We start from the raw sequence: 17,386 nt of genomic DNA, 5'->3' as shown, positions 1-17,386 counted from the left end.
TGAAAACCCAAGGGGCTGCTGCGCAGCCCAACGCGGGACAAGCCCGCTCGCCACAAGGGAGCTCGCCACAAGGAGATATGTCTGGTGGGAACAGGCTTGTACAAAACTATAGAATCTCCCACGCTGCCCAGTTCTCTGCGCGACAGCTCAGCCAGGAAGGGCTGGGTGACCCCACACAGAGTATGAGGGTGGGCGTTTTCTGCGCCACTCGGGGCCTCACGACGCTTTGCGCGGGCGCTTGGCGGTTTTTTTGTCTTTGGGCGTTTTGCCGCCGCCCAGGCTGCGCTTGAGCAGTTCGGTAAGGTCGAGAATATCCGCACTCTTGCCGCCCTCTGCAGCCTTGCCCTGCTCCACCGTGGCGATCTTGCCTTTGCTGGCTTTTTCTTCCACCAGGTCCATGATTGTCTGGCGAAACGCATCGTGGTAGTCGTCCGGCGCCCACGGCCCGCTCATGTCCTCGACCAAGCGCTTGGCCATGTCCAATTCACGCTTGTCGACCTTGGCTTCGCGTACGCTTTTGTCCAGCTCAAGGCTTTCCACGTCGCGCACCTCGTCAGGCCAGCGCAGGGTAATCAATACCAGTGCGTCATCCAAAGAGCGCACCAGGGCAAGGTGCTGGCGGGTGTGCAGCACCACTGTGGCGAGGGCCACTTTGCCGGTTTTCTCCAGGGTTTCACGCAGCAGCGCATAGACCTTGCCGCCGCGCTTGTCGGGGCTTAGGTAATACGGGGTATCGAAGTGCTGCAGCGGTATCTCGTTCGCCTTGACGAACGAGAAGATATCGATGGTTTGCGTGGCCTCCGGCCGGGCCTTGCGGATCTCATCCTCGCTGATTACCACATAACGGCCTTTCTCGAACTCCACACCTTTGACGATGTTGTCCTTGTCGATGTCCTTGCCGGTGACTTTGTTTATGCGCTTGTAGCCCACCGGTTCCATACTGCGCTTGTCGAGCCAGTCGAAATCGATGCGCTCGCTACTCACCGCAGTGTTGAGCGACACGGGGATGTGCACCAGGCCAAAGCTGATCGCACCTTTCCAGATAGCCCGGGCCATGGCCGGCTCCTCCAAGGTTTGGTTATCCGTTACGCTGCGCAGCCGAAAGCTCGCTTGTTACAGTCGACTGCGCCGGGCACGAAAGGTTTGCTCTAGATGCGTTACGGCAACGGGTTGCCGCCGGTTACGCCGAACACCTCACCGGTGATGTAGCTCGACTCCTGGCTGGCCAGCAGCACGTACAACGGTGCGCATTCTGCCGGTTGGCCAGGGCGCTTCATCGGCGTTTGCGAACCGAACTCCGGGATTTTCTCCGGCGGCTGGCCGCCACTTGGCTGCAATACAGTCCAGATCGGCCCCGGCGCCACCGCGTTGACCCGGATACCGCGCTCGATCACCTGCTTGGCCAAGGCCTTGGTGAAAGCGACGATGGCAGCCTTGGTGGTGGCGTAATCGAGCAAGGTCGCCGAGGGCTGATACGACTGGATAGACGCGGTATTGATGATGGTCGCACCCGCCGGCATCAACGGCACCGCGGCCTGGCACAGCCAGAACAGCGCATACACGTTGGTCTTCATGGTGTCGTCGAACTGCGCGTGGGTGATCTGGCTGATATCCTTGCGCGCCTCCTGCTTGCCAGCGACGTTGACCAGGATATCCAGACCACCGAGCTGCTCGTGGGCCTGATCGACCAGCTGGCTGCAGAAACGCGGGTCTTTCAGGTCACCGGGGATAGCCACCGCCTTGCGGCCCTCGGCCTCGATCAACGCCACCACTTCGCGGGCGTCTTTTTCTTCGGTGGGCAGGTAGTTGAGGGCGATATCGGCGCCTTCACGGGCGAAAGCGATGGCCGCAGCGCGGCCGATACCGGAGTCGGCGCCGGTAATCAGCGCCCGGCGCCCGGCCAGGCGGCCGAAGCCTTTGTAGGTGTCTTCACCGTGGTCGGGTTTCGGCTCCATGAGCGCGTCCAAACCCGGTGCCGCCTGGCCTTGGGCTGGAAATGGCGGGTGCGGATATTGGGTCAGCGGGTTTTGCAGGGTGAATTGGTCTTGAGGTTTACTCGGCATGGGATGCTCCTCGGTCGAAATGGCTGACTGGCCTAGGATGGCGCATACAGGTTTCGAATGAGGAGCTGAGGGAATGGTTTGGTTGGGTCGTGATCAAGCCGATGAAAGGTAGCGGACGTTCATGAACCCTTACGCACGCGCAACGCCTCTATTTGCGATAACTTGGTGTAGATATCAATAACGACATCTGCGGACGCCCGTCTTTCAGAAGGTAATTTCCCATAAGAGGCAAGCTGATAATCTGTGAATGTCTTCCAGAACGCGTCGCGTTTATAAGCCTCCACTTGGGCTTGACCCTCTATTGAATTAGCAGAGTTTGGCACTGACTCGCCGGAATGACGGCTTGCGCCCACGCTTTTGAGATTGGGTCGTGGCCGCCTCGACCCACGGATGCCAGGGAACAATTTTCCAGCGATTAAAGCGTCAAGCGTTTCGACTGTGAGGCGATTATTATCCAGGTCAAACGCAGGAAGCATGGCATCTGGTCGGTTGCTGGCCACACGTTGTTTCAAGGAGGGAATGGCTGAGGCGCGACCAACTGTGGGGCTTAAACGGAGCGGCCCGTAAGTGGGCCGGAAAGCTCTGACCACGTGGCCCGTGGAGTCGCTGTAGTTCACTGGATCGCCGGCGCAGAAGCCATAGCAATTCACTCCTCCTTCCATGAACGGGCTCAGCGTGTCACGCGAGAGAAAACGCATTAGCCGCGGGCTGTAGACACGATACCCCTGCCCCAAGCAATACCCACTCAGCTGAGCATCCCACCGCTCGCCTTTAAACCTCGTACAGGAGAGGTAGCCAGGTTGTTTGCGCTCTTGCCCATAGGGGCCGTATCGAAATACAGCGTGGGTGAGTGCCGAATACGCGAACAATGCACTTTGGGCTTCGTCGCAAGCCAACAACATCGCCTGCGCCCCATCGCATTGCGCCAGCGTTATCAACTGATGACGCACCAGCCTGCGGGGCCGATCAGTGATGACAGCACTTAACTGCGCCTGTTGGTAGAAAAACCTCTCGTCCATGACAGTCGCTCCCAAGATTTTGGAAAAGCATCACCCTCAAACTGAAATCGAACAACTGCCGCTTATATCAGGTGGTGCCAGCAAACCCCACTCGACCACAGCGCTAAAGGCCACGCATTCCTCTGGATGGCAAAACCGCAGGCATCAGCCGTTGCGTGTGACTCTCAGCTCAACCACCGCAATACGCTCGACGTTCTGGTAACCCACTTCAAGCAACTGTTCGCCGAATACATCCGGGTCAATTTCCTTGTAGCTCCAGCTCAGTTCAGGCCCCGCCAGGCGCAGACGGACCGCTTCGAGCAAGGCATCACGCCCCTCGACAATCGCAACCCCGGTGTACAACAGCAAGGAACCGCCTGGCGCCAGGCGTTCACGGGCCTGCTCGACAATACGCAGCGACAGCTCGGCACCCAGGCTGCCGCCGCCATGGCGATATACACGCTCACCGGCATCAAGCATGTAGGGCGGGTTGGCGACGATCAGGTCAAAGCGGCCGCTCAAGCCGTCCAGCAAGTCGCTTGGCTCGATCGACAGGTTGGTAACGCCAGCCAAAGCGGCGTTGATGGCTGTGTAGCGTAGCGCTTGCGGGTTGATGTCCACCGCGCTGACCTGCGCGTGCGGTGCGGCGCGGGCGATGATCAGGGCGCCGATTCCACTGCCGCAACCGATGTCCACTGCGTGCTGAACCCGCTTGGGGCTGTGTTGCAGGTAGTCCTGGATTACCCGGGCAAAGCGATAGCTGTCGGGGCCGAAAAATACCGCGTCGCTGCTGTCCGTGGGCCACGCGGAATGCACCAGCAACAGGTCGTCCAGACTGGACCACCTTACGTTGCTGCGCAGGCGTTCGCCTTGGCTGACCAACACCTCGGCAGCTTCCAGCTGTTGCAGCTCATCGGGGCTCAGTAGCGAGGGCGCAAACGGGCGGCTCCAGCCAAACACATCGCGCAGGTTGCGCGCGCGCTGTGCCTCGGGCCGGGCGTTAACGTGGCTATGGGTGGCTGGGGTGACGCAAGTAAAGCGGTAGCCGTCGGCGCGCAGGCGGCGGCCAAGCTGCAGCAATGCTTCGTCGGCGCGGGCCTGTTGGTTTTCGAGCTGCATCAGCGAGGCCCTCCTTGGGCAAGGCCTGTGGCGCGTACGTATGCACGGGTGGCGCGCAGGCCATCGGGTTCGGCATGTCGGTTACCGGCCATGGCGGATATAAGGCGCCCGACATCAAGCAGCGGCTGCGCTTGTGCATCGGACTGGGGCTCGAAGGCCAGCTGGTTTTCCCATTGCCCTGGCTGCACACGGCGGATTCGCGCGCCCTGCCAATCGCCTGCAATCCAATCGTGCCAAAGCTGTTTCTCGTAGGCGCTGAACACCCCGTACATCGCTGCAGCCGGGCCTTCGATCAGTGCCCAGAAGCGGCTTTGCTGAGGGTCGGTATTGCGCTGTATCCAACCCTGCGCTTGCAACGCCTGGACAAACTCACCCATACCACCGGGTTCTGCCAGCCATTGGTTGATGGTGCGGCCTTGCAGACGGCAGCGGTCGGCATGCATGAAGCGGCCAAACACGCGCTTGGCTTCCAGGCTGGCCAGCAACTCCGATTCAAGATCAAAGTCTGCAATCAGCGACGGGGTGTCGATACCAAGATCGTTAAGCCGGTAGCCATTACGTACCCGCCGGTAGAAATCCTCACCATCGCGCAACTGATCAAAGGCTTCCAGCGAACGCCTTGCATGGCCGCTGGCGGCGTTGTCGATGGTCACATGCAACTGGAAGTAATGGGCATCGATACCAAGCTCGGCGAGTTCATAGGTGGTGATCAACAGGTGCAACGGCGGCTGCTCGTAGCCCAGGTTGTAGCCGATTACCTCCGGCAGCAAATCATCACCCGCCTGTCCGAGCGCCAGCTGTACCGCGCCTTGCAGGTAGCGTTCATCGCAAAGCGGCACAGGTTGCAGGCACCCCAGGCGGCTAAGCAGGCGCTGGTAGATCAGTACATGGTTGCAGCGGGGGTCGCCGTCGCCCAGTTCTTCAAGGTAGGTGCGGATCAGGCCGTGGTAGCGCGGGTCGTGCCAGTGGCGCAACGTGCCGTGCAGCCAGGCGCCATCGACCGCTTTGGTCGGTGCCACTTGCTGCACGAACCACAATGCTTGGGCGCGGGTGGCGAAATAGCGGCGTGGCGAGCCCTGGCGGCGCTGCTCCAGGTACACCGCGTAAGCGTCAGCCACGGCGTCGGCGTGCTGGGCAGCCCAACGCGGCAATTGCGAAGGATCATCAGGCAGATCGTCGCTCAACTGCTCTGCGTGGCGTAGTTGTTCAGCCAGCCAAGCGCGAGAATCCAGGCTGCGCCCCTCAAGCAGCGCTTGATAGCGCAACTGCAGGCTACTACCGGCATGGGCTTGGCTCTTATGGGAAATCACGGTCATACCTGGCCCCTTGCTCATGGATTCTGCGGTTTTGTTTCCGGTGTGGGCTGAGTGGTGGGGGTGTCGGGCTTTTGCATCTGCAGCGACGGTTTGCTCTGGTCAGCGTCCTCGGCCGGGTGGTCGGTGTCGCGGTCGAAACAGCCACCAAGCAGGGTGATGCTGGCCAACAGGCAAAGTACGGGGGTAATGCGCATAGCAGTATCTCCTGTGCAATGCCGGGCGAACCCGGCACTGCATGGCCTCACTTACGAGCGGCCGCCCTTGCGGCCGGACTCGGTGGATGGACGCTGGTTGCCGCCGGAGCTCTGCCCGCCTTTGCGGCCGGCTTCGGACGCTTTTTCGCGGTCGTTGGCGAAGTTACCAGGGTTTTTCGAAGTGCCCTGGTTGCCCGTGCCGCTGTTCTCTTTGTTGGCCATGGTCTTCAACCTCGAGTGGCTAAGGATGTGCACGGCTGCATGCCGTACATGAGTTGGGAGGCCCTCCCGAGCCGCGGATTCGATTTATTGCTCAGTGGTCGGACCAGCGGCGCTAAACAAGCAGCGAGGGTATATCTGGTGCGCTAAAAGGTCCGGGGCGGCAGCAGCGCAAGAGCAGTGTGCACAGCACTCGACAGCACCGCACCTGATAATTCTGCTAGTTGTCAATGTTGGGGGGGCTACTGGAAGATTTGATCAGGCATTGTTTGGCTCCATGAGCGGGCCTTATCCCAACCTGCACTCAGCAAGGTCGTCGAAGACCTGGATGCCGGGTGCTTAAAGTCCGAATGTATAGAGGAACACCGCCATGGCAAGACCCAGCATGCAACAGTATCTGCAGTATCTCAAGGGTGGCCCACGGATGATGGGCTGGGGCGCTTTGTTGATTTATGACCGCGCCAAGACAAACCAGTTGCTGGCCCAAGAGTATATCGAGCACCTGAACGGCTCCGATTATTTCCCGCCGTTCAGCAGCACTGAAGAAACGGGCGGGTCCACCAAGGTCGTGATGAACAACTTCAAGTTCGACGCCCCGGTGCTGTCGTTCATCAACTCGAATATTTCGCACTCTCGTGCACGATTGGCCATGAAAATCATTCATGGCGAGTACATCACCCTCAATAAGCCGCTTGGGGGCACGGACCATTCGATTGTCAGCATCGCGACCATCAATGCTCTCAATGCGCCGTCGTTGCATATGGACATCGACCTGTTCGCTACCGATAAAGGCAATATCATCGACGACGAAGGTCAAGTAGCGTTGGACTTGTCCGACGGAGAAAATCACAACTTCAGCTTGTCCAGCTCCGAACACAGCAATCGGGTACTGGGCATTGCAATCAAGAAGCACTTCGACAGCTGGGACGACGAAAGCAAGCGCTTCGTGATCAACCGTATCGTCAGGGGGGATGGCGACCTGAAACCCACCTCCTTCGCAATACGCACACATTCCCTGGCCAACTCTGGAGTGGTGAGGTCGACAGAGGAAGACGATAAAGACGAGGGCGCGGTTATCGTCGGGGTTGCAATGAATAACGAACCCAACGGTGGCTTCCCGGTACGGGACACCGACTTACCTTACTTACTGCCTGATGACTACGCAAGGCCGTTTGGCATGAATATCTTAGTGGCCAACCACATTTGGTTCTTTGTGATCACGATGGCCGCCCGGCGAACCTTTGACCACGACAGGATCGAATACACCTTACACAAGAACAGCAAAGGATTCCTAGACGGCATTGACCTCCATTCTGCGCACACAGATGTTTTTGATAAATGGACCCAATATAACCCGCGCGAGGCTCACTTCGGCTCAACAGTCGGAGGGCTGGTTGGCGTCATATTTTGGGTATACCAGATTTATCGCGATCGCAATTCACTGGACTTTAGCGGACTGAAAATCCGGTTCAGCGATGGCAAGGCGATTATAAGCTGGGTCGGCGAACATGTTTTGCGGCTTCTCATGGATGTCGAGTGGGCCAAGACCAACAAACGCACCATTGAGGTCACCAACTTGAACTGCAGCTGGGAGCTTGAGGCCGTCTATGAACTGAATACAACCGAGTCCGGCCCGGATATCGGGAGGGTACGTTACCAGGAGATCAGCATTACACGGAGTTTTGAAATGGAGGATAATTGGTACGGGGGTTTCAATAAAGCACACAGCGTATACCGCGATTGGTTCACAAAAGACGTCATTTACAGAATGTTCAACATCTTATGCCATGACTTGACTGTTGAATCAGCGAAAATTGATGCGCTATTTTTAAACAACCTATTGTTCAAAAATAAATATGTGGCCATGCCCAGTGTGGCGAAGGCGCCGGGCGATATGAGTCTACTGGGAGATCTATCGCTGGCTAATCTGTCTCTCGCCATCCTCCCCGTAAAATCAGTGATCAGTGCAAACTCCACATTGCAATTCACACTCCAATCCGCGCAAACCGGTGCGACGTGGTCTCTCGAGCTGCTGCCGGGCGAGAACGGAGAAAAGGGAAGCATCAGCTCAACCGGCCTGTACCGCGCGCCGAGCCCCAGCACCGTGCCCCCTCAAGGCCGTCGCGTCAAAGTAGTCGCCCGCAAAGACAATTTCGTGGCTCATGCGCTCATCTACCTCGTTCAAAGCGACGTCTCGGTCTACCCCTCCCTGCAAGTCGCCCAACATAGCCACATACGCTATTTGCTGGTAGGCGGTAGCGGTGACGGCACGCCACTTAAATGGGGCGTCACGCCGACCAGCCTTGGCTCGGTACGCGGCGTGACGGGTCAAGACCGCGAGGACATGGACATCCCTGATCACCAAGATGTCCAGATATACGTGAGCCCCCCGGTTCCCACCGCTCGTCCAGACGACTGGCGTGCAGCGGTGCAACGGGACCAGGTCACAGTCACGGGGGCATCGGGTACGCCTACCCTCATCGACATCCTTATTCCGTGGAGCAATCCTGCCTCCTGGTTCGAGACGAAACGCACGGGCCAAACCGTCAGTCTGACGACGTGGACTCAAACGTTCAACGGGCCCATTGCGCTGCAACCTGACATAATGGACTGGTACTTGGTTAAAGGCACTGGCGAACTGAAAGACGGGGTTTACACGCTTGGGGATATTGACGAGCGTTACGCAATCATTGTCGCCATCGAAAAGGACACGAACTTCTTTAATTACGCGTATGTCGTACTGCCCTTCGCGTTGATCGACTTGAAAACGCTTGAGATGATCGACACACCGGAGGGCGCCGATCACGCTACTGAGTAGCCTTGGGATTGCGCTTGTGCGCAAACCCGGGTGCCGCCTACGGGGTGCTCGGCAGCGTCAGGCGCCGCGCACCCCGAGCATGCCGCGCTCGACAATAAAGTCGATGACCGCCTGCAGGCCCTCGCCCTTCTTCAGGTTGCTGAAGGTCCAAGGGCGCTGGGGGCGCATGCGGTTGGTGTCGCTCTCCATCACCGCCAACGAGGCGCCGACGTAAGGTGCCAGGTCGGTTTTGTTGATGACCAGAAAATCCGACTTGGTAATGCCGGGCCCACCCTTGCGGGGGATTTTTTCGCCTTCGGCGACGTCGATCACGTAGATGGTCAGGTCAGCCAACTCCGGGCTGAAAGTCGCGCTGAGGTTATCGCCGCCGCTTTCAACGAAGATCACCTCCAGGTTGCCAAACTTGCGCGCCAGCGCTTCGACGGCGGCGAGGTTCATCGAGGCATCTTCACGGATGGCGGTATGCGGGCAGCCGCCGGTTTCGACCCCGACAATGCGCTCGGGCTCAAGGGCGCCGGCCTCGGTGAGGATGCGCTGGTCTTCCTTGGTATAGATGTCATTAGTCACTACCGCGATCTGGTAGTGGTCACGCATGGCCTTGCACAGGCATTCGAGCAGCGCAGTCTTGCCGGACCCGACTGGGCCGCCGACACCGACACGCAGGGGTTGCTGGTAGTTTTCCATCTAGGCAGTCCTCAAGAGCGGAACAAACGGGTGTATTGGGTTTCGTGGCGCGATGACGCGATGGCCAGCAGTGGCAGGCCGCCACCCAGTTGGTCATCATCCAGCGCCAACGCGTTATCGAGCACCGCGGGCAACTCCTGGCTGAGGTCGCGCAGCAATGTCTGCGCCGCTTGCTGGCCAAACGGCACCAGCTTGACCCCGGCCATCACCGCGCCCTCCAGCCAGGCAAAGCCATGGCCGAGGGCAAGCTTGCGCAGCGGGATGGCCCATTGCGCGCCAAGCCAGGCCATGCCGCCGAGTTGGCTCATTTCAAGGCTTGCACGCCAGGCCGCGGCCTGGCCCAGTTGCCAGCCATCGAGCAGGCGCGCAAAGGCGCTGCCGCGCTGTTGCTCTTCAAGGCGAAGCTCGGCGGTTTCGCGGTTGGCCAGCAAGAACCGCGACCAACGGCTAAACGCCTCGGCATCCTCGTCGAGGCTGGCTTGATACAGGCGGGCCAGCAGCGGCCAGTCGAGACAGCCAAGGGTGTCGTGCAACTGTTCGCGCTGCCAGGCGGCGAATTCGGCGGCCGTGCTCACCCAGCCCGCCTCCACCGCCCACTCCAGGCCCTGCGAGTAGGTGAAGCCGCCCACTGGCAAGCCGGGGCTGGCCAGTTGCAGCAACCTTAGCAACGCCAGGTCGCTGTTCATCAGCCGGCCATTACCAGCGCGGCCGCTGCCAGCAGGCCGCCACCGAAGGCTTTTTGAAGCCCAGCGTGGCGGCGCAGGCCGCAACCTACGGCAAAGCCCGCTGCCAGCAGCAAACCACTGACCACAACGAAGCCTGCACTGAACTGCCAGAACGCGCTTGGCGTCGCTTCTACGCCATGGGCCCAGCCGTGGAACAGGGCAAACACCGGCATGATCAGCGCCAGCAACAGTTGGCGGCTGGGCAGCAGCACCGCGGCACCGGCTACCAGCAGCGAGCCGATGATCATCTGCTCCATGCCGATGACATCGCCGAACAAATGGCCGCACACGGCACCGCCAAACATCGCCGCCAGGGTTGCCAGCGGCAAGGCCAAGGTGCGACCGGTCAGGGCCGCCAGCACACCCGTGCCCAGCAGCATCAGCAAGTGATCAAGGCCGGTCAACGGGTGCAGCAGGCCATCCTGCAAGGGGTTACTGTCGTGGCCAGGGTGAGCGAAGGCTGGCACAGCGACCAGCAATAACAACAGGGCAAAGGCTTTTCTCATGGTTGTCTCCAGGCAGATCAAAAATGGCTTTGCAGGCGCACGAACGGATGCTCGTGGCCATGGCTGTGGGGCGCGCTCTGGTAGGCGCCGGCTTCAGGCTCGAACGGCGCCTGCTCGGCATCGACGTCAAGGCCCAGGCCGCGCAGCATGTCGTCGAGCACGTGGTCGTGCTGATAGCGCAACAGGCCGGGGGCGATCTGCAGCGGCACGTGGCGGTTGCCCAGGTGATAGGCGGCGCGGGCCAACAAGTGCGGGTCGGCGCAGCGCACCGTAGACACCGCCTCCGCTGCTGCCAGCACGCGGATCACCTGCTGGCCCTCAGCGTCGCCCAGCAGTTCGCCGCCGCGTAGCAGATGGCCGCGCTCAAGCATCAGCCCGGCTTCACGGCCATCGTCCAAGGTGACGCGCAGGCGGCTTTTGATGCGGCTGTCGACCGTCAGCGTGACGCTGCCGGTCACGGCTGCGGCCTCGCTGAGCCTGCGGTTGAGTACGACCATGGTTCACTCCTTTCAAACAAATCTGGTGGCTGCCCCGCGACAGCGTCATCAATTTCACCACCGCCATCGCGGGGCAAGCCCGCTCCCACGTGGCCCAATTCTCTGCGCGAGAGCGCAGCCCGGGAGGGCCGGGTGATCTCCCACAGCACACGCTCGCGGTGGTGCAGGCGTTCAAAACAGGAAATACCGCTGTGCCAGTGGCAGCTCGGTGGCCGGCTCGCAGACCAGCAGCTCACCGTCGGCGCGTACCTGATAGGTTTGCGCATCGACCTCGATCACCGGTTGCAAGGTGTTGTGGACCATGTCCGCCTTGCGCACGCTGCGACAGCCATGGGCCACGCCGATCAGGCTCTGCAGGTTGAGTTCCGCCGGCAGGCCACGGTCCAGCGCTGCCTGCGGCAGGAAGGTCATGCGCGTGGCATGGCGCGCGGCCCCCAGGGCGCCGAACATTGGCCGGTAGTGCACGGGTTGGGGCGTCGGGATAGAGCCGTTGATGTCGCCCATGGGCGCGGTGACGATCATCCCGCCCTTGATCACCAAGGCAGGCTTGACCGCGAAGAACGCCGGCGCCCACAGCACCAGATCCGCCAGCTTGCCGACCGCCACCGAACCGACTTCATGGGCAATGCCATGGGTCAGCGCCGGGTTGATGGTGTACTTGGCGATGTAGCGCTTGACCCGGAAGTTGTCGCTATAGCCGGTGTCTGGCGCCAGCGGGCCGCGGCGCACCTTCATTTGGTGGGCTACCTGCCAGGTGCGCAGCACCACCTCGCCAACCCGGCCCATGGCCTGGGAGTCGGACGAGGTCATGGCGAAAGCGCCCATGTCGTGCAGGATGTCTTCGGCGGCGATGGTCTCGCGGCGGATGCGCGACTCGGCGAAGGCCACATCCTCGGCAATGCTGGGGTCCAGATGGTGGCAGACCATAAGCATGTCCAGGTGCTCATCGACGGTGTTGACCGTATAGGGCAGCGTTGGATTGGTCGATGATGGCAGCACGTTGGCCTGCCCTGCTGCGCGAATGATGTCCGGGGCATGCCCTCCGCCTGCGCCTTCGGTGTGGAAGGTGTGGATGGTGCGGTCACCAATGGCCGCCAGGGTGTCCTCGATACAGCCCGACTCGTTCAGCGTGTCGGTATGAATCGCTACCTGAATGTCCATTTCTTCGGCAACGCCCAGGCAGCAATCGATGGCAGCTGGCGTCGAGCCCCAGTCTTCGTGCAGCTTCAGGCCCACCGCGCCTGCGGCGATCTGCTCGCGCAGCGCCTCGGGCCGCGAAGCGTTGCCCTTGCCCAGCAGGCCGATATTGATCGGCAGGCTGTCGGCGGCCTGGAGCATGCGCGCCAGGTACCACGGGCCGGGCGTGCAAGTGGTGGCATTGGTGCCGGTGGCAGGCCCGGTGCCGCCGCCGATGAAGGTGGTAACGCCGCTGGTCAGCGCTTCTTCGACCTGTTGCGGGCAAATGAAGTGGATGTGCGAGTCGATGCCGCCGGCGGTGACGATCTTGCCCTCGGCGGCGATCACCTCGGTGCCCGGCCCTACCGGCACAGTCACGCCCGGTTGCACATCGGGGTTGCCGGCTTTGCCGATAGCGCTGATGCGCCCGTGCTTGATGCCGATGTCCGCCTTGACGATGCCCCAGTGGTCGATAATCAGCGCGTTGGTCAGCACCAGGTCCATGGCTTGGGCAGCGAGCATCTGGCCCTGGCCCATGCCATCGCGGATCACCTTGCCGCCGCCGAACTTGACCTCTTCGCCGTAGGTGGTGAAGTCCTTCTCGACCTCCACCCACAGCGCGGTGTCGGCCAGGCGCACACGGTCACCGACGGTGGGGCCGAACATATCGGCATAGGCGCGGCGTGAAATACGGCTCATGCCAGGCCCTCCAGTGCACCCATCACCTTGCCCTGAAAGCCGTACACTTCCCGCTTGCCGGCGTAGGCCACAAGCTGCACCGTGCGCGCCTGGCCCGGCTCGAAACGCACCGCCGTACCGGCTGGGATGTCCAGACGAAAGCCCAAGGTTGGGGCGCGCTCGAAGACCAGCGCGTCGTTGACTTCAAAGAAGTGATAGTGCGAACCGACCTGCACCGGGCGGTCGCCATGGTTGGCCACGCTGACGCTGACCGTGGCGCGGCCGACGTTGAGTTCGATGTCGCCAGCGGCGACCTGGATTTCTCCGGGGATCATGGGCAGCACCTCAGACAATTGGGTCATGCACGGTCACAAGCTTGGTGCCGTCGGGGAATGTGGCTTCGACCTGGACGTCGTGGAGCATCTCCGGTACGCCGTCCATCACCTGGCCGCGCACCAGTACTTCGCGGCCCAGGCTCATCAGCTCGGCTACGGTTCGGCCGTCACGGGCACCTTCCATTACGGCGGCGCTGATCAACGCCACCGCTTCCGGGTAGTTGAGCTTCAAGCCACGGGCCAGGCGCCGTTCGGCCAACAGTGCGGCGGTGAACAGCAGCAGTTTGTCTTTCTCTCTCGGGGTCAACTCCATGATGGCTCTCTCAAGTGGCCCAGATGCGCGGCGGGCACGGCGCCAGGCCAAGAACGGCCGGGCGCAGCAGGTGCCAGAGGCGCTGCAGGTTGTGTTGCAGATGTTGGTTGTCGTGGTCGAGCAGGCGAATGACCAGCAATGAACCGAGCAGCGTGGCGCCAGCGGGGGTCGGCAGCGGCTCCAGCAGCTCGCGCACCTGTTCCAGTACCTGTTGGTCGGCGGGCGCGGCGCAGAACGTCGCCAGCAACGGATGGCCGCCAACTTTGGCCAACTGCCCGCCTTCGATGCGCAGGCGCTCGTGCAGGCCGGGGTCGCCGGGCAGTTCGATGCGCAGGCGGCTGTCCAGCGCGCCCCGCTCGAAACGCTCGTTCATCACCGGGCGGCCCAGGCACAGGGTTTCCCAGGCCAGCAAACGGGCGCCGGGAGCCAGGGTGAAGCAGCTGTCGAGGCTGGCACGAGCGCCGTTGAAGAAAATGCTGTCCTGCGGCAACCATTCAAGGGTGCTGCCTGCTGCCAGATGAAAATGCTGGGTCAGTTGCGCGGTGGGGCCAATGCTGCGGTAGAACTTGCTGGCACCGGGCATGGTCAGCAGCGCATGGCTGCCGGCTTCAAGGTGGATATCCAGCTCAAGTCGGTCGCCGGCAACGATGCCGCCGGGTGGGTGCAGAATGTACACATGGCACGGCGAACCCTCGGGGTAGAAGGGTCGCTGCACCAAAAGGGGTCCATAGTGGCGCCGCGCACCAAGTCGGGTCACGCCATCGCGCAGCACAAACTGCAGGTGCAGGTGCGCGCTCCAGCCCGCCTGCTGGCCCTGTGCCCCGATCTGCTCTGGCAATGACATCGCTTACCCCTGTAAACCCTGGCCGGTGCACCATGGCGTGGTGCGATGGGCACCGAGCCAAGGCATCTGCCTGACCGTTCGATCAAAATTCATGAACAGGACGTTGCAGATTGCAGGCCAAGTTGTCGGATTTTCCTGAAGGATTATTCCTACAAAGGTGCACGACGCTGAATTGCGCCCCAAGGCGGGGCCGCCAGCGCTACACTGGCGCCCCCATATAACGCAGCGTCGAGGCATCCCATGCAGCCACCCATACCTACACATGCAGGCGCCCGCTGATGGCCGGCAACAAGCGGGCGTTGGCGCGCCTTGAGCGTGAAATGGTGGCTTGCCTGACCGATGCCTGTGCCACCGCCCAGGCCGAGATCGTCGGCTTTGTCTGGCTCACCCATCAGGTCGACCTCGACGACTTCCCCGCCAGCCTGCGCATCACCTGGGTGTTCAGCGACGACACGGCCAAAGCCCAGGCGCTGGCCGGCGAAGCCCGCGAGCGCATGCTGGCGTTGACCGGCCAGGCGCTGCGCGATGCCGGCATCAACCTGGCCCATGCTGCCTGGCATGTGCGCTTCGACAGCGAAGAGGCCTGCTGGCGCGACCATGGCGGCGACTGGAATCGGCGCCTGCGCTAGGCCATGCGGCGCACGCCCGGCGCGCCAGAGGGCCGACCAGCCGGTGCTTGCGGCAGTTTCTGTGACTGGACGTTTCCGATCCGCACGGGATGTATTAAGGTGTCGGGGTGCGCATATAAAAGCAGCCCGCCGTGTTCGGGCGTTGAGCAATGAGGGTGTCATGAGCAACGAAAGCATTAATTGGGACAAGCTGGGTTTCGACTACATCAAGACCGACAAGCGCTACCTGTCCGTATGGCGCAATGGCGAGTGGGACAAAGGCACCCTGACCGACGATAATGTGCTGCACATTAGTGAAGGCTCCACTGCCCTGCACTATGGCCAGCAGTGCTTCGAAGGCCTCAAGGCCTATCGTTGCAAAGACGGCTCGATCAACCTGTTCCGCCCTGACCAGAACGCCGCGCGCATGCAACGCAGCTGCGCTCGCCTGCTGATGCCACATGTGCCGACAGACGTGTTCATCGAGGCCTGCAAGCAAGTGGTCAAGGCCAACGAACGCTTCATCCCGCCGCATGGCAAAGGCGCCCTGTACCTGCGCCCGTTCGTGATCGGCACCGGTGACAACATCGGCGTGCGCACGGCCCCGGAATTCATTTTCTCGGTGTTCGCGATCCCGGTGGGTTCGTACTTCAAAGGTGGCATGAAGCCGCACAACTTCCAGATTTCCAGCTTCGACCGCGCAGCCCCACAGGGTACCGGCGCAGCCAAAGTGGGTGGCAACTATGCAGCCAGCCTGCAGCCAGGCGCGGAGGCTAAAAAAGCCAACTTCGCCGATGCCATCTACCTGGACCCGCTGACCCACAGCAAGATCGAAGAAGTCGGTTCGGCCAACTTCTTCGGCATCACCGCCAACAACGAGTTCGTCACCCCGAAATCGGCATCGGTGCTGCCGGGGATCACTCGCCTGTCGCTGATGGAACTGGCGCAATCGCGCCTGGGCTTGAGCGTGATCGAAGGCGACGTGGAAATCAGCAAGCTCGACCGTTTCATCGAGGCTGGCGCCTGCGGCACTGCTGCGGTAATCACCCCGATTGGCGGCATCGAGTACAACGGCAAGCTGCACGTTTTCCATGACCTGGAAAAGGTCGGCCCGGTGACCCAGAAGCTCTACAACGAGCTGACCGGCATCCAGAGCGGTGACGTCGAAGCGCCTGCCGGCTGGATCGTCAAGGTCGCCTGAAGCAGCTGATAGTCGAACAACGGGGCAGGCCAGCAATGGCCTGCCCCGTTTTCGTTTATGCGTACATCCAGCAACACTCTGAGGGTATTTCCTACGCCAAGCAGTGAACCAGCCTACAAAAATGCGGTCTTTGGCTGACGGTCAATCCACCCGACCGGTTCGCCGGCCCATGCATCGGGCCTTCACTTGCCCCGTTTCAGCGAAGATCACCATGCCAGACAAGCAGCCTGCCTTCTCCCCCCTCCCCGCCCTGCGCGGCTCCCTGATTGCCGCCCTGATCGCCGTTACCGCCCCTGCCTATGCCGAGGACGCCCCCACCGACGCGCGCTGGGTCAGCGACAGCTTGAGCACCTATGTACGAAGTGGTCCTACAGATGGCCATCGGATTGTCGGCACACTGAAATCCGGGCAAAGGGTCAGCCTGGTGACGACCCAGGGTAACTACAGCCAGGTGCGCGGGCAGAGCGGTGATCTCGTGTGGATCCTCAACAGCGACTTGCAGGCTGTGCCTGGGCAGAACGAGCGGCTGCCGATGCTGGACCAGAAGGTGGCCGACCTGTCTGCGCAGCTCAAGACCATCGACGATGGCTGGAAGACCCGCGTGCAGGGCATGCAAGAGACGCTGGATTCGCGCAAAGCGCTGATCGACGAGCTTGAGACGCGTAACAAGGGCTTGAATGAGCAGCTGGAACAGGTCCAGTCGAACCTGCGCGACACCCAGGCGCGGCTGGGGGATGAGAACAAGCAGGTGATGATGCGCTATATGGTCTATGGCGGCAGCATTGCCGGGGCCGGCTTGTTGGCGGGCTTGATCCTGCCGGCGCTGAGCCGCGGGCGCAAGCGCAATGACCGGTGGTTTTGATGAAATTTGATTAGACCTGCCCAAGCCCCGGCTTCAGCGGGGTTGAGCTAGAGCGGGGGGGGCGGGGTTCTGTGCAAGCTTGTGGTGGCCTCATCGCAGGCTGGCGCCAGCTCCCACAGAGGCCATGTTCAACCGCAATATTGCTGGTTGGAGCCAATCCTGTGGGAAATGATAGAGAGTTGTGGCGAGCGGGCTTGTCCCGCGTTGGGCTGCGCAGCAGCCCTGAAAAC

At 61.4% G+C, this 17,386-nt stretch carries 19 protein-coding genes; 4 read left to right on the top strand and 15 right to left on the bottom strand.

Features of this window, described 5'->3' with window-relative positions:
- Positions 1-216: 216 nt before the first annotated feature.
- The 7 genes from HU720_RS20930 to HU720_RS20900 all read right to left on the bottom strand — a co-directional run bounded on the left by HU720_RS20930 (position 217) and on the right by HU720_RS20900 (position 5,912).
- Positions 217-1,056, bottom strand: coding sequence for a Ku protein (locus HU720_RS20930; protein WP_186522485.1), 840 nt, complete (start codon positions 1,054-1,056; stop codon positions 217-219).
- 101 nt (positions 1,057-1,157) lie between these two features.
- The gene (locus tag HU720_RS20925; protein WP_186522484.1) at positions 1,158-2,063 is read right to left on the bottom strand and encodes an SDR family oxidoreductase; all 906 of its coding nucleotides are present in this window, start codon (positions 2,061-2,063) and stop codon (positions 1,158-1,160) included.
- Between the two features lie 119 nt (positions 2,064-2,182).
- Entirely contained in the window at positions 2,183-3,082 is a 900-nt protein-coding gene (locus tag HU720_RS20920) for an RHS repeat-associated core domain-containing protein (protein WP_186522483.1), read from the bottom strand.
- Positions 3,083-3,226: 144 nt separating this feature from the next.
- Complete coding sequence (locus HU720_RS20915; protein ID WP_186522482.1) at positions 3,227-4,180, bottom strand: class I SAM-dependent methyltransferase; 954 nt, start codon at positions 4,178-4,180, stop codon at positions 3,227-3,229.
- Positions 4,180-5,496, bottom strand: a complete 1,317-nt coding sequence (locus tag HU720_RS20910) for an iron-containing redox enzyme family protein (RefSeq protein ID WP_186522481.1) — start codon at positions 5,494-5,496, stop codon at positions 4,180-4,182. Before HU720_RS20910 ends, HU720_RS20915 begins: the two co-directional genes overlap by 1 nt.
- 14 nt (positions 5,497-5,510) lie before the next feature.
- The gene (locus HU720_RS20905; protein WP_186522480.1) at positions 5,511-5,690 is read right to left on the bottom strand and encodes a hypothetical protein; all 180 of its coding nucleotides are present in this window, start codon (positions 5,688-5,690) and stop codon (positions 5,511-5,513) included.
- A 51-nt stretch (positions 5,691-5,741) separates the two neighbouring features.
- Entirely contained in the window at positions 5,742-5,912 is a 171-nt protein-coding gene (locus tag HU720_RS20900; RefSeq protein WP_186522479.1) for a KGG domain-containing protein, read from the bottom strand.
- A gap of 367 nt (positions 5,913-6,279) precedes the next feature.
- Here HU720_RS20900 and HU720_RS20895 point away from each other — a divergent pair, with 367 nt between their 5' ends.
- Positions 6,280-8,727, top strand: a complete 2,448-nt coding sequence (locus HU720_RS20895; RefSeq protein WP_186522478.1) for a hypothetical protein — start codon at positions 6,280-6,282, stop codon at positions 8,725-8,727.
- A gap of 57 nt (positions 8,728-8,784) precedes the next feature.
- Here the strand turns inward: HU720_RS20895 and ureG are convergent, their stop codons facing one another.
- From ureG to HU720_RS20855, 8 genes are all read right to left on the bottom strand, one after another.
- Entirely contained in the window at positions 8,785-9,411 is a 627-nt protein-coding gene (gene ureG / locus HU720_RS20890; protein ID WP_186522477.1) for an urease accessory protein UreG, read from the bottom strand.
- Positions 9,412-9,422: 11 nt separating this feature from the next.
- Positions 9,423-10,097, bottom strand: a complete 675-nt coding sequence (locus HU720_RS20885; protein WP_186522476.1) for an urease accessory UreF family protein — start codon at positions 10,095-10,097, stop codon at positions 9,423-9,425.
- The gene (locus HU720_RS20880) at positions 10,097-10,642 is read right to left on the bottom strand and encodes a HupE/UreJ family protein (RefSeq protein WP_186522475.1); all 546 of its coding nucleotides are present in this window, start codon (positions 10,640-10,642) and stop codon (positions 10,097-10,099) included. Before HU720_RS20880 ends, HU720_RS20885 begins: the two co-directional genes overlap by 1 nt.
- Positions 10,643-10,659: 17 nt before the next feature.
- Positions 10,660-11,139, bottom strand: a complete 480-nt coding sequence (gene ureE / locus HU720_RS20875; RefSeq protein WP_186522474.1) for an urease accessory protein UreE — start codon at positions 11,137-11,139, stop codon at positions 10,660-10,662.
- 171 nt (positions 11,140-11,310) lie between these two features.
- Positions 11,311-13,014: an urease subunit alpha gene (ureC, locus tag HU720_RS20870; protein WP_186522473.1), complete on the bottom strand. Its 1,704-nt coding sequence runs from the start codon at positions 13,012-13,014 to the stop codon at positions 11,311-11,313.
- Positions 13,011-13,328, bottom strand: a complete 318-nt coding sequence (locus HU720_RS20865) for an urease subunit beta (protein WP_186522487.1) — start codon at positions 13,326-13,328, stop codon at positions 13,011-13,013. The genes ureC and HU720_RS20865 overlap by 4 nt, the downstream gene beginning before the upstream one ends.
- 10 nt (positions 13,329-13,338) lie before the next feature.
- Positions 13,339-13,641 carry an urease subunit gamma gene (locus tag HU720_RS20860; protein WP_186522472.1) on the bottom strand — a complete coding sequence of 101 codons (303 nt, stop codon included), beginning with the start codon at positions 13,639-13,641 and terminating at the stop codon, positions 13,339-13,341.
- 10 nt (positions 13,642-13,651) lie between these two features.
- A complete protein-coding gene (locus HU720_RS20855; RefSeq protein WP_186522471.1) occupies positions 13,652-14,485 on the bottom strand; it encodes an urease accessory protein UreD in 834 nt (277 codons plus the stop codon).
- A 275-nt stretch (positions 14,486-14,760) separates the two neighbouring features.
- Between HU720_RS20855 and HU720_RS20850 the strand changes: the two genes are divergently transcribed.
- The 3 genes from HU720_RS20850 (at position 14,761) to HU720_RS20840 (ending at position 17,156) form a co-directional block, all read left to right on the top strand.
- Positions 14,761-15,114, top strand: a complete 354-nt coding sequence (locus HU720_RS20850; RefSeq protein ID WP_186522486.1) for a hypothetical protein — start codon at positions 14,761-14,763, stop codon at positions 15,112-15,114.
- Between the two features lie 160 nt (positions 15,115-15,274).
- A complete protein-coding gene (locus HU720_RS20845) occupies positions 15,275-16,294 on the top strand; it encodes a branched-chain amino acid aminotransferase (protein WP_186522470.1) in 1,020 nt (339 codons plus the stop codon).
- 211 nt (positions 16,295-16,505) lie between these two features.
- Complete coding sequence (locus HU720_RS20840) at positions 16,506-17,156, top strand: TIGR04211 family SH3 domain-containing protein (protein ID WP_186522469.1); 651 nt, start codon at positions 16,506-16,508, stop codon at positions 17,154-17,156.
- The last annotated feature ends 230 nt before the right edge of the window (positions 17,157-17,386 follow it).

Source organism: Pseudomonas sp. SWRI51 (assembly GCF_014268825.1).
Classification (GTDB): domain Bacteria; phylum Pseudomonadota; class Gammaproteobacteria; order Pseudomonadales; family Pseudomonadaceae; genus Aquipseudomonas; species Aquipseudomonas farsensis.
This window is presented reverse-complemented; position numbering and strand designations above follow the sequence as displayed.